Source organism: Streptomyces sp. B21-083, from assembly GCF_036898825.1.
Lineage (GTDB): Bacteria > Actinomycetota > Actinomycetes > Streptomycetales > Streptomycetaceae > Streptomyces.
Map to the genome: position 1 here is coordinate 22,120 of NZ_JARUND010000001.1, position 22,086 is coordinate 44,205.

General features: G+C 69.3%; 18 protein-coding genes and 2 pseudogenes. 7 read left to right on the plus strand and 13 right to left on the minus strand.

What is annotated here, in order from left to right:
* Positions 1-836: 836 nt before the first annotated feature.
* Positions 837-1,334 (minus strand): hypothetical protein, encoded by a 498-nt coding sequence (locus tag QA861_RS00115; RefSeq protein ID WP_334586113.1) that lies wholly within the window; start codon positions 1,332-1,334, stop codon positions 837-839.
* 55 nt (positions 1,335-1,389) lie between these two features.
* The gene (locus QA861_RS00120) at positions 1,390-1,674 is read right to left on the minus strand and encodes a hypothetical protein (protein WP_334586114.1); all 285 of its coding nucleotides are present in this window, start codon (positions 1,672-1,674) and stop codon (positions 1,390-1,392) included.
* A gap of 97 nt (positions 1,675-1,771) precedes the next feature.
* Between QA861_RS00120 and QA861_RS00125 the strand changes: the two genes are divergently transcribed.
* Positions 1,772-2,389 carry a hypothetical protein gene (locus QA861_RS00125; RefSeq protein ID WP_334586115.1) on the plus strand — a complete coding sequence of 206 codons (618 nt, stop codon included), beginning with the start codon at positions 1,772-1,774 and terminating at the stop codon, positions 2,387-2,389.
* Positions 2,390-2,708: 319 nt separating this feature from the next.
* Here QA861_RS00125 and QA861_RS00130 read toward each other — a convergent pair whose 3' ends face one another.
* The 7 genes from QA861_RS00130 to QA861_RS00160 all read right to left on the minus strand — a co-directional run bounded on the left by QA861_RS00130 (position 2,709) and on the right by QA861_RS00160 (position 10,072).
* Complete coding sequence (locus QA861_RS00130) at positions 2,709-3,077, minus strand: hypothetical protein (RefSeq protein ID WP_334586116.1); 369 nt, start codon at positions 3,075-3,077, stop codon at positions 2,709-2,711.
* Between the two features lie 352 nt (positions 3,078-3,429).
* A complete protein-coding gene (locus QA861_RS00135) occupies positions 3,430-4,617 on the minus strand; it encodes a chromosomal replication initiator protein DnaA (protein ID WP_334586117.1) in 1,188 nt (395 codons plus the stop codon).
* Positions 4,614-5,399 (minus strand): hypothetical protein, encoded by a 786-nt coding sequence (locus tag QA861_RS00140; RefSeq protein ID WP_334586118.1) that lies wholly within the window; start codon positions 5,397-5,399, stop codon positions 4,614-4,616. Before QA861_RS00140 ends, QA861_RS00135 begins: the two co-directional genes overlap by 4 nt.
* Positions 5,396-6,850, minus strand: a complete 1,455-nt coding sequence (locus QA861_RS00145; protein WP_334586119.1) for a hypothetical protein — start codon at positions 6,848-6,850, stop codon at positions 5,396-5,398. The genes QA861_RS00140 and QA861_RS00145 overlap by 4 nt, the downstream gene beginning before the upstream one ends.
* Positions 6,847-7,581, minus strand: coding sequence for an AAA family ATPase (locus QA861_RS00150; RefSeq protein WP_334586120.1), 735 nt, complete (start codon positions 7,579-7,581; stop codon positions 6,847-6,849). Before QA861_RS00150 ends, QA861_RS00145 begins: the two co-directional genes overlap by 4 nt.
* A gap of 110 nt (positions 7,582-7,691) precedes the next feature.
* Positions 7,692-8,489: an AAA family ATPase gene (locus QA861_RS00155; protein WP_334586121.1), complete on the minus strand. Its 798-nt coding sequence runs from the start codon at positions 8,487-8,489 to the stop codon at positions 7,692-7,694.
* A complete protein-coding gene (locus QA861_RS00160) occupies positions 8,486-10,072 on the minus strand; it encodes a Mu transposase C-terminal domain-containing protein (protein ID WP_334586122.1) in 1,587 nt (528 codons plus the stop codon). Before QA861_RS00160 ends, QA861_RS00155 begins: the two co-directional genes overlap by 4 nt.
* Positions 10,073-10,747: 675 nt before the next feature.
* Here QA861_RS00160 and QA861_RS00165 point away from each other — a divergent pair.
* A complete protein-coding gene (locus QA861_RS00165) occupies positions 10,748-10,897 on the plus strand; it encodes a hypothetical protein (protein WP_334586123.1) in 150 nt (49 codons plus the stop codon).
* Between the two features lie 270 nt (positions 10,898-11,167).
* On the opposite strand, the gene QA861_RS00170 is transcribed toward QA861_RS00165, so the two are convergent.
* A complete protein-coding gene (locus tag QA861_RS00170; RefSeq protein ID WP_334586124.1) occupies positions 11,168-11,347 on the minus strand; it encodes a hypothetical protein in 180 nt (59 codons plus the stop codon).
* Positions 11,348-12,235: 888 nt separating this feature from the next.
* Here QA861_RS00170 and QA861_RS00175 point away from each other — a divergent pair.
* A complete protein-coding gene (locus QA861_RS00175) occupies positions 12,236-12,781 on the plus strand; it encodes a hypothetical protein (protein ID WP_334586125.1) in 546 nt (181 codons plus the stop codon).
* Between the two features lie 66 nt (positions 12,782-12,847).
* Positions 12,848-15,702 (plus strand): annotated as a pseudogene (locus tag QA861_RS00180) (helicase associated domain-containing protein).
* Between the two features lie 67 nt (positions 15,703-15,769).
* Here QA861_RS00180 and QA861_RS00185 read toward each other — a convergent pair.
* Complete coding sequence (locus QA861_RS00185) at positions 15,770-16,111, minus strand: hypothetical protein (protein ID WP_334586126.1); 342 nt, start codon at positions 16,109-16,111, stop codon at positions 15,770-15,772.
* Between the two features lie 123 nt (positions 16,112-16,234).
* Here QA861_RS00185 and QA861_RS00190 point away from each other — a divergent pair, with 123 nt between their 5' ends.
* The 3 genes and pseudogenes from QA861_RS00190 to QA861_RS00200 form a co-directional block, all read left to right on the plus strand.
* Positions 16,235-16,720: a GNAT family N-acetyltransferase gene (locus QA861_RS00190; RefSeq protein ID WP_334586127.1), complete on the plus strand. Its 486-nt coding sequence runs from the start codon at positions 16,235-16,237 to the stop codon at positions 16,718-16,720.
* A gap of 54 nt (positions 16,721-16,774) precedes the next feature.
* On the plus strand, positions 16,775-17,203 hold the full coding sequence (locus QA861_RS00195) for a hypothetical protein (RefSeq protein WP_334586128.1): 429 nt from the start codon (positions 16,775-16,777) through the stop codon (positions 17,201-17,203).
* 12 nt (positions 17,204-17,215) lie between these two features.
* Positions 17,216-17,353, plus strand: a pseudogene (locus QA861_RS00200) (helicase associated domain-containing protein); the annotation flags it as partial.
* An 87-nt stretch (positions 17,354-17,440) separates the two neighbouring features.
* Here the strand turns inward: QA861_RS00200 and QA861_RS00205 are convergent.
* Positions 17,441-19,930, minus strand: coding sequence for a DEAD/DEAH box helicase (locus tag QA861_RS00205; RefSeq protein ID WP_334586130.1), 2,490 nt, complete (start codon positions 19,928-19,930; stop codon positions 17,441-17,443).
* A gap of 110 nt (positions 19,931-20,040) precedes the next feature.
* A complete protein-coding gene (locus QA861_RS00210; RefSeq protein WP_334586131.1) occupies positions 20,041-22,053 on the minus strand; it encodes an ATP-binding protein in 2,013 nt (670 codons plus the stop codon).
* Positions 22,054-22,086 lie beyond the last annotated feature (33 nt).

The following is a 22,086-nucleotide window of genomic DNA, read 5'->3' on the forward strand; positions in this document are numbered from 1 at the left end:
TGGTCAGCATGGTCGTGGTGTCGTCGGGGGCAGGGATGGGCCGTTCTGTTCGTCCTGGATGACGTGGAGGCGGTCGGTGGTATCGGTGATGGGGTTGCTGGAGGAGCGGGAGGCGGCCGCCCGGGTTCGGGTGGAGGCACTTCAGGCGGAGGCGGACCGGATCGTGGAAGAGCTCGGTGAGGCCCAAGCGGTGTTGGAACGCCGGGTGATCGCGGTCGCGGAGCTGGCCAGGCCGGAGAGGCGTCGTACCCGGAGATGTCCGAGACCGGACACCAGAGACGTCGAGGCACCGCGAGGCGCTGGCCAGCGGTGCCTCGACTTGCGCGGGATGGCATCTCGGCACTTCGTGTCGATCCGCGGCTCGTTGACCTGCGTGCCTACAGAACTTTGAGACTGCCCACAGTTCGTCGGGACCGGACAACCCCGAGCAGCGCGTCCGAGCGCAGGGTGATGCCGAGGCACGAGCGCCACGCCGAGCCGGTTCCGCCGGGTGGCGCCCACGATGGAGGCCGGCTCCCTGGAACCGCAGGAACTGCAGGCCCTGGCCGCCCACCCCATCCGCCGGGCCAGCGGCGAGAACGCCGTTGTGCAGCCGGCCAGGCCGTGCGCACGGATCGGGGCGAGGATGTGGTGCGGCAGGGGCCGGCACCAGCCGCTGAGACCGTCGCGAGATCGACTGGGCCAGGTGAAACGCACGTTCCTCGGGGGTTGATCGGCCGGCATCCCCGATGATGGGACCGCCCGGGACAACGGATCAGGGGAGTACACATGGCGGTGGCCGGCACACAGCAGGAGGAGCGCGTCGCGGGACGGGTATGGACGGTACGCCTGGACCCTCACGGCCGCCCGTCCGTCGGCGCGGTGAAACTCTCCTGCTCCCGCCCGGCCTGCGCCGAGCAGCGCGTCCCTGGCGGCGCCGCCGCGGGGCGCAGCGCCGCGATCGGCCACGTCAATACACACCTGGCCCGCATCCGTGAAGGCGGAGGGCCGCGCGGCGAGGCATGGTGCGCCTGCCGCGCCGCCGACTGCGCGTGGCACACCCCCGACCCCGCTGTCGTACGACGGGACGGGGCGAACCCGACGGCGGGGGCGGCGCGGTGCGGCGGCCCGGTGGTCCTGACGGTGTACGCGGACCGTGCCCGAAGGCTGTGGCGGATCGCGGAGATGTGCGCGCGGTGCGCGGCCGCCACCTCCGACTGCCGTGTCCTGGACACCGCCCCGCCCGCGTCCCGCAACGGCATGGCCGGGACAGGCCAGTTGGGCAGACCGGACAGGGAGCTGGAGCCCGCGTACGGCACGGTGAGCGAGGCCGCGGCGACGGTGTTCTCCAACACGGCCGACGCGCCTTCGGCTGCCGGGCCGCCTGCGCTCCCCCGCTCCCGCACCGGCTCACCGGCTCCGGCGTCCCGGCGGGCGAAGCAGTGGGGGAAGATCGCGCAGCGGACCGTGCCGCACGACCTCGAACCCGACGTCCTGCGCCTGGAGCTCATCGAACTCGGGGACGCGTTCCGCGCCTACCAGCAGCGCCCCGAACCCGACCTCGCCCTGCTGGCCGGGCTCCACGAGCCCAAGGCCCGTGCGTTCGCCCTGTGGGCCGACGTCACGGGTGACGGATCTCTGCGCCACGAGGCGAAGCGCGCCGAGACGGCCGCGCAGACCACCCGCGAGATGCATGCCAACCGTGGCGGCCAGGTGGCCGGAGACACGGTGGGCGGGGACGGGCCGGTGGTGGAACGGCTGCTGACCGGCAACAGGCGTGCACGCCCGCGCCGTGCTGGACCACGCCGCCACCCACGCCCCGCACCCGCAGGCCGAGGTGCGCCTGGCGGTGCTCATGCTCACCCTGCGGGCCGCGCGCGCCGGCACCGGGAACATCACCGGCCAGGACCTCACCGGCTGGCTCCCAGGCGATGCCGAGCCGGTACTCCAGCACCTCGTCGCCGCCGGCTGGCTGCTCCTGCCCGGCACCGTCGCCGACGTGATGGCCTCCCGGTCCGAGGACCCCATCGCCATCACCGTCCCCGGCCTGCTACCCGACCGGCCCCGCCCCTTCGCCTTCGGCAAGACCACCCGCGCGAGGCTCTCCGGCTGGGCCCAGAAAACTGTCGGCGACCGGAAGATCCGCAAGAAGAAGGCAGGCGCTGCCACCCGGCTCCTGGCCCTCTACACCGCCGCCCACGCCCGCTCCGACGGACGCCTCGGACACGCCGAGGACAGCGGGCTCCGCCTCGACCAGGTCTCCGCGTTCTGCGCTCTGCCGCCCGATGATGTCGCCGAGTACGCCGAACTGCTGGTCGCGGCCGGCTGGCTCACCGAAGCCGACACCGCTGGGGGACAGCTGCGCGGACAGCTCACCGAGCGCGTCCTGCCGCTGAGCGGACTGCTGTAGTACGCCCCGTCCGCCCTGCCGGAGGAGGCCCCGCGTACCGCCGCCCCGGGTGCCCGCACCGAGCGCCGGGACCGTCCGGCGCGCGCATTGGATCTGATCGGCCGGTGACCACCGGACGCCCCGCACCGGGGGTACGGCCTGTGCTCGGATCGGATCTGCCGCCGGCGACCGCGCCGATGACCGTGGATGCGCCGGCAAAGCAGTGGCCGACAGGGGCCGAGGAGGTGGAACTCATCCACGGGGTGATCGTCTTCGCCGGCCATTTCGACGAACGGGGCCTCGGCTGGAGAAACGGCCAGGAGAGATCCGGCCGCGTTGCTCAGGTCGTCATGAGGCGGTCGTAGTCCTCGGTCTGCCGGGCCAGGTCGTCTTCGGTGATGCCGGTGAAGGCGCTCATCTGATCGTAGGTCAGCCCGGCGCGGCGTCCGGCCAGCGCGAGTTCCCACAGGGCCTGGTCGATCCGGGCCCTGGCGGTGCCGAGGGAGACCATGCCGAGTTCGACACCGGTCGCGGCCGGCGCGGTGCCCTCGATCTTCAGCTCGGCCAGGTGACGCACCGCACTGGTGATCAGGTCGGTGACGAACTCCGGCATGTCGGAGGGGACGCCTGCCGCCCAGGTCCGCGTCTGTGGTTCCGGTGGGCTGACGTCGGCGTGCTGGGCGCGGCGATCGGTGATGTACTGCCACACCCACCGGTAGGAGACCGAAGTCCGTCGGTACGAAGGTTCAACTGCTCATACAGCCCGAAGGCCGAGCGGCGCTTGTCGGGTGCCTTGGCCTGGTCTTCTTCCAGCAGCGTATCCAGGAGCCGACGGGCCTCGTCCAGGCCCTCTTCGTCGGCCGGGAGGGACTGCGGCAGGGGTAGCACGGTCGAGATCGCCTCCTTGGCCGTCTGGCGGTCCACGCCGTGCCGGGCGGCCAGGGAGCTGGGTAGCCTGTCGCCCGCGCGGTGGGCGCGGCGGATCGCCTCGAAGAGTTCTGTCCCTGGCTCGGCCATCGTCTGCTCCCTGTTGTCTGCGGGCCGCCTGGCGCGTACCCGCCTCATGCTGCCCGGTTCGGTCCCGGTGCGCTGCCCGCGCTCCGGTGTGCGGCAGGCGGCCGTGGGGAACCCGGGGCTCTCGCGGCCGGGTGCCGGCTCGAGTGGGGCGCATGGTGCTCGACCATGCCGCAGGTGTGGGCCGCTTCGGTCACGCCGGCCTGGTCCCAGGGGCTCAGCCGCAGCGGGCGGGCTCTGTACTCTCGTCCTTCGAGGTGCCCGAAGCGGTGGGCTGCCTCGATCAAGTCCGCTGCCCAGGACGGTGTCCGACGTTCCCGGTCACGCTCCGGCCGGGTCGGCGGAGCCTTGTGCGCGGCGGGCAACTGCAGCTGCCCGTCCGGGCAGCCGGTGAAGATGCGCACCGCCAGCGCCGCGGCGTGGACGGGATGGGCGATACGCGTGTGAAGCCTGTACGCGAGGAGCGCGGTGTGCTCATCGGGCTCGGGCGGGAAGCGGCCGGCAGCAGGCAGCGGGAGCACCGCGCGGCCCAGGCGGCGGGCCGCTGCCTCGATTTCGGCGTGGCCGGGTGCACGCCGCACCGGCAGCAGGAAGCACGGCTCTCCCTCATCGGGCGGGAACTGCCCGTCCGCCTCCCACCACGCGAAACGGCCGACGGGCAGCAGCGGAGCCGGCGCGGGAGCACCCACGGCTCGGCGGACCGCGGCCAGGCCGTGCACCGCTTCATGCGGGAGCACGGCGAGGGCGGCGGCCAGGATCGGTGGGAGCGGGCCGTTGCACAGCAGGGTCAGCCGGATTCCGGTCAGCTCCCGCAGAGCGAAGAGGTACTCGAAGTGCCGGGAGCTGATGCGATGTGCCCGGGTGACGATGACATGACCGATGCGCAGCGAGAAGACCCAGGCGGCGACCGCACGCCAGGCGGTCTCGGTGTTGCCGGTCCAGTACGTGGCGTCCTCGCTGCCGGCCGGCGGGAGGTGTTTGCCCATGCTGCGCAGCAGGTCGTGGGCCAGGGAGGCGGGAGCGCTCGCCACGGCGGTGGGGTGGACGGTGACACGGCCGAGCGCCGGAGTGTGGGAGGCCAGCGCGGCGGCCATGAAGGCGTAATCGTCGTGCGGGTCGTGCACCACGGTGAGCGGGGGCATGCCTGGGCCGGCGCGGCCGGGTGACCATGTGGGCTTCCACGAGCCGGTAATGGTGGTGTCGGACACGGTGGCCGTACGCGGCAACGGCGTCATCTCGCTCCGGGGGGTGGCGGTGTGGCAGCGGCGGGCGCCGACGCGGGGCCGTCTGCGGCGGCCTCGGTCCGGGTGAGGGGACGGGCGGCCAGGCCGAGGGCGAACAACACGTCCGGATGGGGAGCCGGCTGCTCGCCGGAGGGGGCAAGCAGGCGCCGGCCCGCGAGGCGGGGGATCTGCTCGGGTGGCACGTCGGCAGGAAGGCCGGTGACGGTGTGGTGCAGCAGGCGGGTGAGTGCGGCGGCCTCGCCGGGGGCGAGGGAGGCGGCGGTGTGCCCTGAGTTGTGCAGGTTCTGCCGCTGCTTGGGGTCCAGCAGGCCGGGGACGGTGGTCAGGTGGATGACGGTGTCGGTGTGGAGGAGCCGGTGGGGGCTGCTGGGTTGATCGAGGTGGGCGGCCAGGGTGGCGGCGGCGCGCTTCAGACGGTGCGGGGTCCATTCCAGAGCGGAGGCCAGGTCGTCGGGGTGGATGCGGTCGGCCTCGAGCAGGGCGGCGTGCAGCACGGTGGCGTGGCCGGCCGCCTCCGGGGCGGGACGGCGGGTCGGTCCGGACTGGCGCAGGAGGGATTCCGCGGAGGTGTTCAGGGCGCGGGCGAGGGTGAACAGGGTCGCGGCGGGGAGGGTGTGCGGGGTGAGGTGGGTGCCGAAGTCGGCGGTGGGTATGCCGGTCAGCGCGGTCAGGTCCTCGTCGGTGAGCCGGCACTCCATGGCGCGTGTCCGCCAGAACGTCAGGTCGAACACGACTGCGGACGTGCCGCCGGACGGCGCGAGTTGGTCGGTCACGGGCGTAACTCCCCAAGGCGCGGCATCGCATCAGGGGCGGGTGGCGCGGGGGTGTGCAGGTGCCAGCAGCGGGCGGCGGTGTGCCAGTTGTCTCCCACGTGGGGGTGGGCCAGGGCGGGGATCGCAAGCCCTGCGTCGGCGATGAGGGCCTCGAGGCGTGGCGTGGTGCCGAAGCAGTTCGCGAACAGGCCGTGATGGTCGGCGGTGCGCGGGGTGCGGCGGCGGAATTCGACGGCCGCATGCAGCAGGGGGCGGGCGCGGGGCGGGATCGCGTACATGTGCCGGGGCCCGGGAGGTTCACCGATGTGGATCCGCGAGTCGCGGTCGATGGCCACGGTGGTGCCGCCCTCGTCGAGGCTCGCGATCTGGGTCATCGACAGCAGCGACGTGGCTGTGCCGGTGAACATCAGGGCCGCCACTGCGGCGGCGCGCAGCGGGTTGGGCAGGCGCACGGTGATCGTGTGCACGACGCGCGCCGTGAGGGGCACGGTGGTGATGCCCGGTCCCGCGCAACTGGTGAGGTCGTCCGGCACATTGAGCAGCACCGAGCGGGACAGGAAGCCGGCCTGGGCGCCGCGCACGCGCGCCACGGTGTGCTGCGGGCTGGGACTTGAGACGGTCAACCGTGCCAGGAACAGCCGCAACGCCTCCGTCTCCTGCAGGTTCCAGGGGGTGGGGGCGGCCGGGCCGTCGGTGGGAACGGTGATTTCGGGTCGGGGCGGTTGGGTGCGGGCCAGCCAGGTGCGGGCGGCGGCGTAACCGGCGCGGTACTGGCCGTCGGTGTGGGCGAAGTCGGTGGCGTTCTGGCGGCGCCAGCAGTCCGCGCGGAACGCGGCCACCCCGCTACGGGGCGCCGTCGGCAGCGGGTGAGCGTGATCGTGCGGCGGCGGGCCGTAGTGTCTGCCGGCGGCGGCCGGGCCGATCGCGCCGAGGACGGCGGCCGTGCCGCGTTCGGTCACCACGTCCACCAGATGGGCGGCTGTGAGGTGTTCGCGCAGGCGCTGCTCGTCAGCCGGCTCCGGGATGTGGGCGAGGAGCGTGAGGCGGATGCCGGTGTCCGCGCGCCACGCGGCCAGGCGGTGCAGCCGCTCCACCGTGAGGCGGTGGGCGCGCAGCACGATGACCTCGTCAAGGCCGCAGGTCAGGGTCCAGCAGGTCACCGCACGCCAGGCCGGGTCGGTGGACATCCGCTCGGCTTCCGGGCGGGAGAACCCGTCGCGGCCCATGGCGCGCAGCACATCCAGCGCGAGGTAGGCCGGGCTGGTGGTGTGCGGGGTGGGATCGGCGGTGATCCGGCCGCGGGCGGGATCGGCCCACTGGTAGGCGGCCCGGTGCACCGCGTGGTCGTCGTCGCTGTCGAGGAACAGCCTGACCGGCCACGCCGCCGGGGCCGCCGACTGCGGCGGGGTGGCCTGCGGGGCGGTGGCGGGAGGGAGCGTGGGTGTGGTCATGGGCGTGGTCCGCCGTCGATCCGGTCGGCCACGGCCTTGAGCAGTCGCTGGTCGGGCGTCTGCGCTCCGGTGACGGCCAGGGCCCGCTGGGTGTGATGGGTGAGCACGGCCCAGCGGCGCAGAGCGCCGCCGGCGAGGCGGGCGTCCAGCGCCTGCAGGTCGCCGGGCTCGACGCTCTGCCACAGCGGATGCAGAACGGGAACCGCCTGCGGTATCTGGTCGCGGGTGAGCGCAGGGATGTGAAGCCAGCCGGCGCTACGGGTGGCGAGCATCCGCTGGGCGCGCAAGGAGCGTTCGCCACGCCTCGCGGCGATGAGCACCACACACAGCCCGCCAGGAGTGTCGTCGTGCAGGAAGCGCAGGTACTCGAAGCAGGACGCCGACAGCCGGTCGGCGTCCTCGACCACGACGATCCTCGGCGCCTGGGCCAGGGCGCGGCGGATCCAGGCGTCGGCGGCCCCCGGGTCGGCAGGTGGTTCGCCGCGCAGGCCAAGCTCACGGTGGAGGCAGGCGCGCAGGTCCGCCGGCGCCGGCTGAGCCCGGAAATCCAGCGGCAGGTGACCGCCGAGGCGGTGTGCCACGCTGCGGACGGCGAAGGTCTTGCCGACCCCGGCATCACCCAGCACGCAGAGGAACCGCCGCTGCGCACAGGCATCGGCGAGCGCATCACCGACGGCGAGCATGCCCGGGGTGAGCAGAGCGCGTACCCCGGGGACGGCAAGAAAGTGCAAGCCGGGTGGGACAGCGTCTTGCACGACAGTGAAAGGTTCGGCTGCGCCGGCCGGGCCCGGGCCGGCCGACGCCGAGCGCGAGAGCGGGGGCGGGGGCGGGGGCGGGGTGGTCAGCACCGCTTCAGGGCCCAGTCCACGACTGCGTCGTCGACCTTGTCGGCCCCCAAGTGCTCCATGCCCTTGATCACGTGCTTGGTGACCTTCGCCCACTCCCGGAAGGAGCCGAGCGCGTACTGGATGTCGATGCGCTTCAGCAGACCCTCGTCCGCGCCCTTCCACACCGGATGGGAGTCGGGCACAGTCCTGAGGATCTCCTCCTCGGTCATCGCCAGGATCTCCAGGCGGATGTAGATCCGCGAGGCCAGCGCCGGGTCGCTCTGCAGCGTCTCGTACGCCTCCCGGCCGCCGACGAAGAGAATGGCGGGCTTGGGGTCGCAGTTGTCCCACAGCTTGCGCAGGAACTCGAAGTTCTCCCGCCGGTACTGCTGAGCCTCGTCGCACACGATCACATACGGGCGCCGGGGCAGGCTCTCGCGCAGCAGCTTGTCGAACGCGGTCGGCGTCCCCGGCATCTTGCAGGAGAGGTTCATCTGATGGAACAACTCCTCGCGCAGATCCTTCGGCCCCGGGCGGGAGCGGGCGAAGTCCAGCGGGAGGATCAGATCCGGATTCATCTCCTGGATCGTGGCGCGGGTACCGAAACTCTTGCCGAGCCCGGCATCGCCGTAGATCACCGACATCGCCTTCGACTCGACGGTGTCGACGACGGTGTCCTTGATCTGCAGCAGCGTGTCGGTGGCGACCAACGAGGAGTCCTCGAGGCCGAGGAAGAACTGCGGGCGCAGATCGGGACGGCGCGGCGCCGCCGGCTCGGGCGGCTGCTGCAGCGCGGTGGCGGTGGATGTCATGCGTCCTCCGAAGACGGATCCGGGAGTGCGGTGGCCCGGCCGGGGCGTGTCCAGCCGGCCGGGATGGGGGTCAGGGGCTGATAGGGCTCCGCGCGCCGCCGGGACGGGGCAGGTGGGGCGGTTCCCTCGAGTTCGGCGCGTGCCTCCTGTTCCGTCATGCGGATGGCGCGGACGGGGAGTTCGGGCCGGGTGGAGGGCAGATGGCGTTCCCGCCTGCGTTCGGCGGAGCGTTTCAGTGCCTGGCGCAGCACCTCGCTGTGCTCGTCACGGTCGTTGAGGACCGTCTCGCGCATCTCCTCGCTGACCTCGTTGCTGAGGAAGGCCCGGCCGAGGTAGCGGTTGCCGCGGAAGGTGTAGAGGTCGATCTCGTGGTCGTGGTGGGGCATCCACCGCAGGCGCAGTTCCAGACCGATGCGTCCCACGCCCTTCTCGGGCATGTAGTAGCGGTTGTTGAACTCGACCCCGTGACTGGTGATCTTGTGGACCTTGTTGTCGCTCTCCAGCATGAGCGCGCGCAGTTCCTCCGGACCGGGCTCCGGCCGGATCTCGGCGGGGTCGACCAGCCACGCCTGAAGCGGTGTCGTCCCGGTGCGCTTGAGAACGTGCTGGGTGTTGCGCTCCTCGACCCACTGGCCCAGCAGGCAGACGAAGGCCTCGAAGGTCAGCGGCGGGTCCTGGTCACCCACCCGGCGGCGGTGGTCGAGCAGGGGCGCCTTGGTGTAGCGGGGCAGATCGGCGAAGAACCGGGTCATGCTGGTGCGGTTCAGCCGCTCGATCCCGCCCTTGTGGCGGGCGCTGCGCACCCTTTCCATAGGTACCCCGAGCAGGCCGAAGGTCCGCCGGACGGTCTGGGACAGGAAGTCGGCTCCGCCGTCGACCCGCACCAGGTGGGGCAGCCCGCCGGCGGGCCCGTAGGGGGCTTCGCGCAACACGGAGGCACGGACGGCCGCCAGGACCGATCCTCGGTGCGCGGAACCGGCGGTGACCGCCCAGCCCATCACATAGCCGGTACCGCGATCCTCGAACCACGTCACCCACAGCTTCGACAGCTTCTGATCGGGCATCATCACCACGGTCGGGGCCTGCTTGTGGTCCCCCTCCCACACCTGGTTACGGGCCACCGCCGGACGCTGGAAGGCGGGGTCGAAACCGCGGGCGGCCGGGATGCCCTCCCGCAGACCCGCCATGAAACCGGGGTCGAGGTCACGGGCGATGGCGTCGTGCAGCGTGGTCAGCCCCACCGGCTTCTCCCCCGCCTCCACCGCCACACGCACCAGGTGCTCATGGGCACGTTTCACGTTGCCCTGATAGTCGGCAAGGACATCAATGACCTCTTCGGTAATCCTGAACCGCCTGCGGTCGGGCTTCTCCGCCGAACCGGTCTCCTCGGCCTGTGCCAGCCAACGCCACACCTGCCGCACACTCACGTCCACCGAGCCGGCGACCAGCTTCACGTGGGAGGTCGTCAACTCCCCCGACTCCCGCAGCCTGAGCAACTGCCGCACCGCGGCAGGCCGCAGTTCGTCCCGGTGTCGGCCCAGGCCCGTCCCCGCAGCCTCCGAGGCGGCGTCCAACGTCGTCACCCCAGCAGCCGGGCGGATAACGGCACGGTGACCACGCACAGCCTCCAACAACGAACAACGCTTGCGTACAGGGCAGTTCAACCAGACACACGCGTGTGACGGATGCGTCTGACACGAGGCTATGAGCCGCACGAGGGCTTCCACCCCAGCCGCTCACCCTGGCGGGTGACAGCAGAACATTCCCGCCAGTTCGACGGACGCACGTGCTAATGACCCCGGGACCACCCCAGGAATCTGAACCAGCCAGGCACCGCGACACCGACACCGCGCTCCCCCACGACACCCACCAGGAACCACCGGACACACTCCACACGCCCAGACAGCTCCACCAAGACCAGGAAGACGAAGGAGACACGACGAACATGACACCGGCCGATACCGCTCCACGTCACTGCAACGTCCGGGAAACCGTCACCATGATCGACCGACCCAACTGCCCTTGAACAGCACCAAAACGCCTACACATCAGTGACGTACAAAACCGAACATCCCAGCGCCATCACGGCCGAACCTCACACGCGCCCATTCACAATACGGCGCGGCCTAGTTCCAGTACCCACCTGCTCCGTCGCATGACTTGCAGGTAATAAAACTTCCCGATGCTCCATAACCGATATGTTGGCCTGCTCCCCGACACCGAGCGCAAGACGTCCACACACGGCCAGCCTCATTCCGTTGCCCGGCTATCGGTCGAGGCGTGCTTTTTCCTCCGAAGAAGAAGATTCCTGGCAAACCCAGCAAGAGGATCACGGCGGCAACAACAGCACCATGCTGACCCTGCGTGCTGAAAAATACGGCGAGGCCAATGCAGGCCAGCATCTGTAAGCAGGATTTCATGTCAGTCCCCCACTATTTTGTGACAGTGTGTAGCTACGCACTCGTTGACGTGCTCGCTTGACTCCAAGCTGGCACATCGCACTGTGCGCTCAACCGATCCAGATAACGTCGAGCACGTGCAGGCTTCCGGCGGCCTCCTGGAGGATTTCCGGAATCCGGAGGGCGAGGACGTACGGGCCGCCTCAATCGGTCAGCTCAGGGTCGCGTTTTTCGTGAATAGGGTCACGGGACGCGATATCGATCACGTCCCGCGCTACCTCACGCCCATAGTCCGGCAGGTGCGGCATCCTCCAGGGCCCGCGTCCAGTCCTGCTCGAACGCCGGCACCCAGCGCTCAACCCGGCGGTTCGCACCGAGTTGCGAGCGAAGCTGCACGGCAGCTTTCGGCGCCGGGGCTGGTACTGAGACGGACACGCTGTGATCCTGCTCTGTGCTCATGGATCCCCCTTCAGGCCCTACAGGTCAACTCATCACGATACGCCGCCAGATAGGCCGCAGATGCCCTCTTGCGGAGATCCAGGCGGCGCTTGGGAGCAGCCGCGCTCATGGCAGCTAACCGCCCAGCCTCAGCCGCTAAACCAAGCAGGTCAAGGGGGAAAGGCGCGCCGACTACTTTCCTGAAAAACCCGAAAAGGCTCTCGGAAGTCCGAACCCAGAACCTTGAGGCCAGCCCGGCCGGCGCGTCCCATGCTGACCCAGCGCAAGGCCGCCGCGGCGTGCCACGGGCAGGAAGGGCAGCAGACGAGGAAGTCCGGCTACTCACCGGCAAAACAGGATCAGGAGGACCAGGAGCAAGAGCTCACCGAGCGGGAGACCGAACGGCACCAAGCGGCAGCGCTCGCGCTCGACCTGGACGAGGAGGCTGCCCACCAGGAGGCGGCAGACCGGGCCGCCCGCAAGCGCGCCGACAGCGAAGAGACTTGGGCATCGCCCGTTTTCCCTGCTCATTCCTGTGTTTCCCGATGGTGTCCTTCGTGTGTGCCGCGACGGCGGTACGGGCCGCGTGCCATTCCGCCTCGATACGGTCGCGGTTGGCCTGGAAGGCGATCCGGCAGCGCCGGCAGAGGCCGGATGCCACCACGGATCGGCCGCAGGGTCCGGTGTGCCCGGGGCAGGTGCAGTCCTCGATCTCGGTGACGGGTAGCTCGGCGTCGACGCGGGCGTAGCAGGACAGCGACCCCATAGTTCTGAAACCACCCATGACCAGCTTCAGCACCCCCAACCCTCGCTGTCTCTCACTCCACTGTCACCGAGAGATCGCACGATTTTGGGTACCCAAAACTCACACTCTGTGTATTATAGGTACCCAGAACCACTGGAGGATTCGTGAGCGCTGCCATGCCCGGCCGTCCTGCCATCGGGCCCAAGGTCCCGATCAACTTCCCTGCCGACCTCCTCGAGGACATCGAGACCGGCGCGAGCCTGGCCCAGCTCAGCCGTGCCGCCTGGATCCGTCGCGCGGCGGCGCGCGCCCTCCCCGAAGTCTTCGACGGTGCCCTCGCCCCCGACGACATGTTCCGATTCCTCAACACCGCAGAGAGGGGTGCCGAGCCGGATCATGAGGTCGATGACGCCACGATCCGCCGCCTGCTAACCGCGGCCGATCACGGAACCCTCACAATCCAGCCGTTCACCACCGAGACGCTGGCCACGCAGACCGCCCGGGAGCGGCGTCAGCTGAGCTTCGTCACCCGCAGCTTCGTCGCAGACGGCGCGAGAGTTGTCCTCTACCAGGTCGCCCACGGCACCATCACCTACCGGCAGCCCGGCGAGCACGACCCCGGCCATCACGGCGAACACACCCTGTATCTCGACAAGGCCGCTGCCCGCGCGTGGCACCAGGAACTCCGCAAACAGTTCCTCCCCACCTGACGTCCTCTCATTCCGCACACGGCCATATCAAGACCACGGGGATTCAGGTATCGGGAAGGCACGGAAATGCCAGGCATTCAGCTCAGGGAACACCAGGTAGTTCAGCGGTCGGCTTTTCGGAAGTGGGTGGGACTCCCTGCAAGATCATCCGTGCCTCCGCAGGGTGCCCGGGGCACAATCGTGTCAGCGACCGGCTCGGGCAAGACGATCACGGCCGCCGCGTGCGCGCTGGAAAGCTTCGCGGACGGCCGGATCCTCGTGACCGTGCCGACCCTGGACCTGCTCGCGCAGACCGCCCAGGCGTGGCGGGCGGTGGGCCACACCGCGCCGATGGTCGCTGTGTGCTCACTGGAGAACGACGCGGTGCTGAACGAGCTGGGGGTGCGCAGCACCACCAACCCGATCCAGCTCGCCCTGTGGGCCGGGCACGGGCCGGTCATCGTGTTCGCCACGTACGCCTCTCTCGTGGACCGCGAGGACATCGACGCTCCCGTAGCCAGCGGAAGGTTCGCGGGCCGCTGGAGGCCGCTCTAGCGGGCGGAGAACGCCTCTACGGGCAGCAGATGGACCGGTTCGACCTCGCCATCGTGGATGAGGCACACGGAACCGCTGGTGATCTTGGTCGTCCGTGGGCGGCGATCCACGACAACCAGCGGATCCCGGCGGACTTCCGGCTCTACCTCACCGCGACCCCGCGCATCCTCGCCGCTGCCCGCCCGCAGAAGGGCGCGGACGGCCAGGCGGCGGAGATCGCGACGATGTCGGACGACCCGGAGGGCACCTACGGCGCGTGGCTCGCAGAGCTCGGTCTGAGCGAGGCCATCGAGCGCGAAATCCTTGCCGGATTCGAGATCGACGTCCTGGAGATCCGCGACCCGTCCCCCGTTCTGGGGGAGTCGGAGGAGGCGCGGCGCGGCCGGCGCCTGGCGCTGCTGCAGACCGCGCTCCTGGAGCACGCCGCCGCGCACAACCTGCGTACGGTCATGACGTTCCACCAGAAGGTCGAAGAGGCCCGCGCGTTCGCGGACAAGCTGCCCGAGACCGCGGCCGCGCTGTACCTGAACGACGCCTCCGACGCCGATCTGGCCGCCGCCGACAAGCTCCCGAAGTCGTCGATCGACGCGGAGTTCTACGAGCTGGAGGCAGGCCGCCACGTCCCGCCGGACCGCGTCTGGTCGGCGTGGCTGTGCGGCGACCACCTCGTAGCCGAGCGGCGGGAGGCGCTGCGGCAGTTCGCCAACGGCATCGACGCGGCCGGGCGCCGGGTGCACCGTGCCTTCCTCGCCAGCGTTCGCGTTCTCGGTGAGGGCGTGGACATCACCGGCGAGCGGGGAGTCGACTCGATCTGCTTCGCGGACACCCGCGGCTCCCAGGTGGAGATCGTGCAGAACATCGGCCGCGCGCTCAGGTTGAACCGCGACGGCTCCACGAAGGTCGCCAGGATCATCGTGCCGGTCTTCCTGGAGCCGAACGAGGACCCGACCGACATGGTCGCCAGCGCCTCGTTCCGCCCCCTTGTAGCCGTCCTCCAGGGCCTCCGCTCGCACGATGACCGACTTGTTGAGCAGCTCGCTTCCCGGGCGCTCACGAGCGGCAAGCGCAAGGTGCACGTCAAACGTGACGAGGACGGGCAGATCGTCGGGGCCGGCGGCGCGGGCGACGGCGAGGACCAGGAGGACGACGACACCCAGGCCGCCGCCGAAGCCGCCCTGCTCCACTTCTCCAGCCCACGCGACGCCGCGACGATCGCGGCGTTCCTGCGCACCCGGGTGTACCGGCCGGAGTCCCTGGTGTGGCTGGAGGGATACCAGGCCCTGATCCGCTGGCGGGCGAAGAACGAGATCACCGGCGTCCACGCCGTGCCCTACGACGTCGAGGTCGAAGTCGGCGTCACGAAGTCCTTTCCGCTTGGCCGCTGGGTCCACCAACAGCGGAAAGCGCTGCGGGCCGGGGAGCTGGAGGAGCGGCGCAAGACGCTGCTGGACGCGCCGGAGGCCGGGATGGTGTGGGAGCCGGGCGAAGAGGCGTGGGAGAACAAGCTCGCCGCCCTGCGGTCCTACCACCGGGCCACCGGGCACCTCGCCCCCCGCCAGGACGCGGTGTGGGGCGAGGGCGAGGCGATGGTGCCCATCGGGCAGCACATGGCGAACCTGCGCCGGAAGGGCGGCCTGGGCAAGGACCCGCAGCGGGCCGCCGTGCGCGCGGCGCAGCTGACGGAGATCGACCCGGACTGGGACTGCCCGTGGCCGCTGAACTGGCAGCGCCACTACCGCGTGCTCGCCGACCTGGTCGACGCCGACGGTGTCCTGCCCTACATCGCGGGCGGTGTCGTCTACGACGGCGATGACATCGGCACCTGGAGGTGGCGTCAGCAGGAGCCGGGAACCTGGGCGCAGCTCCTGCCCGAGCAGCGGGAGCGGCTGTCTGCGCTGGGTGTGCGGGGCGCCTCCCTCGCCGTGACGGCCGCCGCCCTGAAGGAGATTGCCCCGGCGCCGGCCGACGCGGCCAAGGAGCCGGGGAAGGCCGGAAGTAAGGCTGCGGCGGCGTTCCAGCGGGGGCTGGCAGCCCTGGCTCAGTGGGTGGAGCGGGAGGGGCAGCGGCCCGTCCCGCGCAGCACGGTCGTGGAGATCACGGTCGAGGACGAGGCGGAGCCGGTGCCGGTGAAGCTGGGGGTGTGGCTTTCGAACACCAAGTCGAGGCGCGACAAGCTCACGGCGGAGCAGCTCGCCGCCCTCACCGCGCTGGGCATGGACTGGGCGGGCGCGGTCCTGGCCGTCGAGGCCGCCCCGCAGCCCGCTCCGTCGGAGCGGCAGCCGTGGGATCACCACGAGGAGTGCGACAAGACGCACTACGAGGGCGGGACTTGCACCTGCGACCTCATCGAGCGGTACGGACCGAACACCGAACGCGACGACTCCTGACCCTGCTCCCGCACCGTGACCGTTCCCCGGGCCTTTGGAGGCCCGGGGAACGGCAAGCCAACCGTGCCTAGATTGCACGAAGCTCGGAGCTGATCCCCATGCCGTCAAGGTCGCTCACGAGCCTCCAGTAAACGTCGCTCTCGTAGAAGCTCGCTGCATCGCCGTTCCCCTCAGCGGAGTCGATCTTGTCCATCTCGGGGACGTCGTAGGCCACCGTGTAACCGGCCTCCGTGTCGTTCCACTGGACCCGGACCACCATGTCCGCTGTGCCGATGTCGTAATCGTCGTTCCCGTAGTTCTTAGCGATGTACTCGAACGGGTACGTGAACGTATAGCTGTCGTCCTTCTTGAGCGACCGCAGGTAGTCCAGCTCGTTCTCGAAGCCATAGTTGTTCGACTCGCTCCACATGGAAGGAGCGTAGTGCTCTGCACCTCTGCCAGAGTCGACACCATGGGCCAGCAGGCAAAGCGCTCGTAGACCGCGGAGCCCGTAGACGGTGCCTCCGCCCCGCGGTCCTGGAACACTTGGGTCATGCCACTCACCCGTGACCTCGTCCCAGCCGATTACTCGGTGGTGGAGGAGCTGCTGTACTCGAACCATCTGGGAGACAGCGGGTTCTACGCCCCCGAGGGCCTGGACGTCGTCGTGGCCGAACTCCGCGGGTCTGTCGTCGGGGTCGCTGAGTTCCAGCTCCACTGCGACTTCGGGCACGACAAAGGCCGGGAGGCGCATCCCGGCGAGCAGACGTTCGTCTTGACGATGGCCGTCGCTCATGCCGCTCGTCGCAGCGGGGTCGGTCGGGCGCTTCTCGCCGAGATCGCCCGCCGGGCCCAGGAAGCCGGCCACACGTTCCTGGCACTGGTGCCGCAAGACGGTGGCGATGCGGCTGACCGGCAGGCGTTCTTCCAGGCGTGCGGGTTCACGCTCTACGGCCCCGCCGGACCGGGCGCGGCGTGGGGCTGCCCGGTCTCGGAGATTCTCGCCGTGAAGGGCACGGCTGCCACCGCCGGTGAGTAACCCGCACTGGGCTGTGGCCTGAGCGGAACCGTGTCCGCCTTGCCGGTCGGGAAGTTGACCGGGCATGGAGAACATCACCACTGCGGCCGAATCCACGGTGTCCGGTGCCGCGATCGAGCAGTTGCTGTTCACCACCGACTGGCTCACGGGGGGCGCGCCACCGCGAACATCGCCCTCACCGAGCAGGCGGACTACGCGTACAGGCTGGCGTACGCCCTGTCGGGCGGGGGCGAGATCCATCCCGACGCGCACAGCGCCGCCGTCGCCAACCTCCTGCACAGCGTGGCGCCGGGCATCGTCGCGTTCGCCCTGCACCACCTACGCCCGCTCCTGCCCGACCTCTCCGACGAACAGTGGGCCCGGGTCGACGCGGCCGCCGTCGAGCTGGATCTGCGTCTGTGCGAGGACCTCAGCGGCGCCAGCGTCATGCCGGAGGCCGCCGGGTCTCCCCTGGCACACGCTCCGCACACTCCCGGCGAGTAGGACAGGAGCATGGAGATCACGGTCGACGGCGAGGCGGAGCCGGTGACTGTGAAGCTGGGCGTGTGGCTCTCGAACACCAAGAGCCGCCGGTACAAGCTCACCGCGGAGCAGCGCGCCGCACTGCGGGAGCTGGGCATGGAGTGGGCGTGACGCTCCCGCCGACGGCGGTCAGCCCCTGAAGTCCGCGTAAACGTCGGCCCGGACACCGGGTCAGGGCCGACATCGTCTACTCCAGGTTCAGCGGGGGGAGACGCTAAATCGCTGGGCAAGGCCCTCTGCCAGGAGGCGGTGAGCGCGGAACTGCGTGGTGATCGCCTCGGGGTCACTCCAGTTACCCGCATCCGCAAGCGCCACCATCGCCTTGCGCACCGCGTCGCCCAGCTGGGCCATCGTGCCGCTAGTGATAATGCGCGTTCCGGGGGGTGCCGCCGCGTTGTGCTCAAGGGTGTTGACACGGTGCAGCAGCACGGCAGTCGCGCTGCAGGACTGGTCGTAGGTGTCCTGGAACCAGCTCATAGAGTGTGCGAGCTGGGCAACGTCGCTCCGCCAGATCTTGTCCGAGCTGGCCCCCGACTTGGCTTCAAGCACCAGGTACTTCAGACCACCGATCGCCCACAAGACGTCCGGTCCGCTGCCGGTAACGCGCTCGGGCCGCTGAGCTTCAAATCCGAGGTGGTACCCCAGTCGCTCCAGGGCCCGCTCGAAGATGGGGACCTGCTTCTGGTCCGGCCTGTAGACGAGCTCGTCGAGCAGGACATCGATGCCGACCAAGAACTCGTTGCGGTCGGCGTAGGTGTTGGCAAGGAAGCCAGCGGCGAGGACCGCCTGCGTGTCGGCGGGCTTGATCTTGGTGGGGTTCACGCCTTCGATCGGCCGCAGAATCGCAGGGTTGTAGGCGAGCGCCTTTACGAGGGTCTGCTGGGCCTTGGGCGCGTCCGTGAAGTGCTGGTAGGCGGCGAGCTGTTCTTGGAGGTATCCGCGCTCGGTCAAGTCTTTGGCCGCTGCCACGGCCTCGCTCATGTGGGTGACAGCCTGGGCGTACTGGCCAAGCGAGGCCTGTTCGAAGGCACGGCGGGCAGGAGCGGCGACCGCAGAGATGGTGCTCTTGGGGTAAGTGGCTTCGGCCAACGCGCCGCGGGCGGCGGCGACCCAGTTCGGGTCCCGTCCCAGAACCTGCGCAATCACGCCCTCAATCTGCTCCAACGGCTGGCCGACCAATTTGGCAGCAATCTGGCGGGAGAACTCAATCTGGGCACGGGTGGCCGGGCTGAAGCGGGAGCGGTACCTGGGGGAGGCAATCAGCTGCGACAGGTGCGGTCCCATCAGCAGGACCACACAGTGGTCATTGACGGAGCGCACCCCGCGGCCCATACCCTGCTCGATGCGCTGCAGTTGCCGGTTGACCATGTCGTCGGAGTCGCCGAGCACGATCGCCTCTCGGCGGGTCTGACCGCCGTAGACCTGAGGCAGCCCGTCCATGACCAGCACCTCGCAAGCTTTTCGCGGCAAGTCGATTCCGTCGTACTTGTTGACCAGCACCACGAGGCCGACGTGGTCCTTACGGAGCCTGGCGACGGCGGCCCCGATCTGTTCGGACTTCGAGGCGGTGATCTGCGCGTGCTCTACCCATGCGGAGGCCTTGCGGTGAGAGGGGACCAGGACGACAACGTTGACCCGCTCAGCCAGCTTGGCGGCCATTTCGCGTACCGCGGTTTCCTTGATCGAAGCGCTGATGTCCTGCGGCGCGAGAATCAGCCGGTCTCCGAGGTACCCGGCGCTCGTGGGCGTGATGGGCGCACCCACCGTTTCGGGATTGGCCGCGAAGTCAGTGACCAACACACTGTCGTCGGCCAGAGTGGCGGTCAGGTGCACCCGTCGTCGCGCACGAGCGAAACTGGCGATTTTGTTAATCGGGGGGTACGGCGGCTGGACTTCGAGCCCGTCGGCAGTGAAGACGGCACGGCAGATCGGGAGAACGTCCTTGATCAGCGGCCACGACCATTGAAGATCGTCATCGTCCCGCAGCTTGTTCAGAATCGCTGCGACATCGGCGATGCGTCGGGTCCAGGCCCAGAAGGGCACCGTGGCTACAGCGGAGTAGTCCTGAGTGGTCAAGCCCTGATATGTGATCTCCGACTGCTGGCGTAGGTCGTCGGCAAACAGGTCAAGTAGTCCAGCGAACGCGTCCTCGTGCTGCTCTCGGGAGACCGTCAGGGTGAATTTCTCCCTCACCGTGGCCAGCGCCGCGTGCGCGTCGTCGACGACGATCGTTCCGACGTCGACAACAGGTCGTCCGTCACCCTGAAGCCCGAAGACACTCTTGCCGTTGACAAACCGGTTGAGGCTGAGCACGCAGATCGCCTCTCCGCCCGTGAAGCGGGCAGAGCGAGGGTCGTCGGTCACCTCGAGGCCGAGCTCGATGGCCTGCTCCATCGCCTGCGAGGCGAGGTAGGGGTCGGGCGCTAGGTATAGCGCCGGTCCTTCGCCCTCGTTGAGGCTCGACTGACAGATCAGCAGGCCCACCACCGTCTTGCCGCCGCCGGTGTTGAGCTTGATGACCAGGTCCTTCTCCGGGCGCCTGTCGTACCACGTCTGCAGGACCTGCCCCTGCGGGTCGCGCAGGAACTCGTACCGTGCAGCCCGTCCGGGCAGCGCATCGAACAGGACCCGAGGGTCAGAAGGCGTTGGAGCGGGCCCCGAGCCGAAGGTGGAGAAGTCGATGACCATGGAGAAGCCCCCTGGAACTTGTCGCGGGCTCCGGTGGCGCCGCCACAGCCGAAGTTAGCGGACAGAACACGTCACTTCATCTGCCTTTCGTCTACCTGCAAAACCTGCTCTTATCGCGCTGCCTCATCGGACTGACCGTCCCGGGCAACGGACTCCGGGATGAAGTGCGAGTAGCTCTCACGTAGGTGTTGGGTGACGCGGTCGTCGGTCGCCTCGTAGTTCAGTTGCTCCTGGAAGAACCGCAGCTTCTTCTCCCCAGCGTCGAGGATCTCGCCCCAGCTCTTGACCCAGACCTCGTAGTCGTCCTGTTCGTCGTAGAGACCTTCCGGTCGGCCTTTCTGCCGGATGTCACGGAGGATCTTGTCCGAGTAGCCGTAGGTGATGAGGTAGAAGCGCCACTTGGACCCCGTCCCGCTGTACTGCGGGTCGTCGATGATGGCCCGGGCGTAATTCTTGATCTGGGTGAGTTCCTTCGGGCCGACCTTCACGGTCGGCCGCTTGAGTTCGATGACGAGGCGCTCGGTGCTGTTGTCGTCCCGGCGGCTGCGGAACATCAGGATGTCGACCCGGCCGCTGCGCCCGTCCGGCTGGGTGACGGCTTCGAGTTCGTGCTCCAGGACGACGCCTTCACCGAGGTGGTCCTCCAGGTGTGCCTGGAGGACGTTGGTGAGGCCGATTTCGCTCCTGGTCATGTGCCAGTCCTCGCCGAACAGCCAGAGGTTCTTGTTGACCATGGGGTGGAGCTGGTCGACCTCGCGCAGGTTCTTGCGAAGGTCATCGTCGGCGAGGAACTTACGCAGGAGCTGGATGAAGTTCAGGCGGTTGGTGACGGTGGTGGCCGCGCCGATGACGTGGGTCAGGTCGGTGCTGTCGAGGAGGTTCTTCAGGTGCCGGCGGTCGTCGTCGCTGAGCGCCAGGACCTTCTCGAGGATGGTGTGGAGGTCGCCAGGGTTGCTCTCCAGGGCGGTGCGGATGAGGTTGACGGACAGGCTGCGGGCGGCCCTCTTGTTGGGAAGCGCGTGGCGGGCGGCGGTGACGACGACGTCGAAGGTCTGGCGCTCTATGGCGAACGTGCCGGTCGCCGGTTGGTCGTCGTAGGGGTAGATGCCTTCCGTCTTCAGCTGTCGCACGACCTCTGCCGAGATCTGGGCACCGCGAACGGCCAGGTGCTTCTGGACGGCCTTGAGGGCCGCGTCCAGGAGCCAGGAGTGGGACATGGTCAGTCCGTGCAGGTCATCGACGGACAGGCCGTTGAACAGGTTGGCGCGCAGGTACGGGGTGAAGCTGATGATGCCGTCGGACCAGTCGCTGCCGTGCTCGCCCAGGGCGATGCCGTCGGCGTTGCAGATGAGCATCCTGCGGTCGCTCATCCGCTTGTTCCACTCGACAAAGGTCACGACCGGGGGCGGGTCCTCGCCGGCGTACTCCTCCGGCAGGTCCAGCTCCAGGTCGATGGGTTCGCCCACCATGATGTCGCTGGGGTCGAGCAGTCTGCCGTCGAAGGTGACGCGCACGTGCGGGTAGGCCCGGAGGTAGAACGCCAACTTCGCGGTGAGGTTCGCGGCAGCGTCGTCGCGCTCCAGACTGCTCAAGGGCTTGCCCTGGGGCACAGAGATGCGGACTGTCGTCCCGGGCTTCTCCCAGGTCGGCTCCGTCTCCTCAACCTGCCAGATGGTGGCGTGGTCGGCGTTGCCGCGGATGCGGACCCCGACCAAGGCGTCGCCTACCTTGGCAGTGGACTCCCAGGTGAGCCGGTCGCCCAAGGCGAAGGCAAAGAGGCGGCCTTCGCCGTTGCGGCCGTGCAGAATGCGTTCTCCGCCCTCGGTGTGCGTCCTGGTCGTCTTCCATGTGGTGCCGAAGGCCTGAAAGGCGGAGCGTGCTCGCTCGGGTGTCATGCCATGGCCGTCGTCGGTCACCACGACGTCGGTGATCGCCGTCATGCTGGAGCGGACCAGTTCGACGTGGACCTCCGTGGCGTTGGCGTCCAGGGCGTTCCACACCAGTTCGGCAACTGCCGTGATCTGGGTCTTCTTCTTGAACTGGAGGATCTTTCGCTCGCCGACCGAAAGCTCGAACTCCGTCGGTCTACTCTGCGCCGGCAGTTCGACGCTGACCACGCCCACGCCAACTCCCGTACGAGCAGCACTGAGCTTGTT

Excerpts from the sequence above, each read along its gene's own strand:
- QA861_RS00120 (WP_334586114.1), bottom strand. The coding sequence starts at position 1,674 with ATGCATCTCGCGGGTGGTCTGCGCGGCCGTCTCGGCGCGCTTCGCCTC.
- QA861_RS00135 (WP_334586117.1), bottom strand. The coding sequence starts at position 4,617 with ATGACGCCGTTGCCGCGTACGGCCACCGTGTCCGACACCACCATTACC.
- QA861_RS00145 (WP_334586119.1), bottom strand. The coding sequence starts at position 6,850 with ATGACCACACCCACGCTCCCTCCCGCCACCGCCCCGCAGGCCACCCCG.
- QA861_RS00155 (WP_334586121.1), bottom strand. The coding sequence starts at position 8,489 with ATGACATCCACCGCCACCGCGCTGCAGCAGCCGCCCGAGCCGGCGGCG.
- QA861_RS00170 (WP_334586124.1), bottom strand. The coding sequence starts at position 11,347 with ATGAGCACAGAGCAGGATCACAGCGTGTCCGTCTCAGTACCAGCCCCG.
- QA861_RS00185 (WP_334586126.1), bottom strand. The coding sequence starts at position 16,111 with ATGTGGAGCGAGTCGAACAACTATGGCTTCGAGAACGAGCTGGACTAC.
- QA861_RS00190 (WP_334586127.1), top strand. The coding sequence starts at position 16,235 with ATGCCACTCACCCGTGACCTCGTCCCAGCCGATTACTCGGTGGTGGAG.
- QA861_RS00205 (WP_334586130.1), bottom strand. The coding sequence starts at position 19,930 with ATGGTCATCGACTTCTCCACCTTCGGCTCGGGGCCCGCTCCAACGCCT.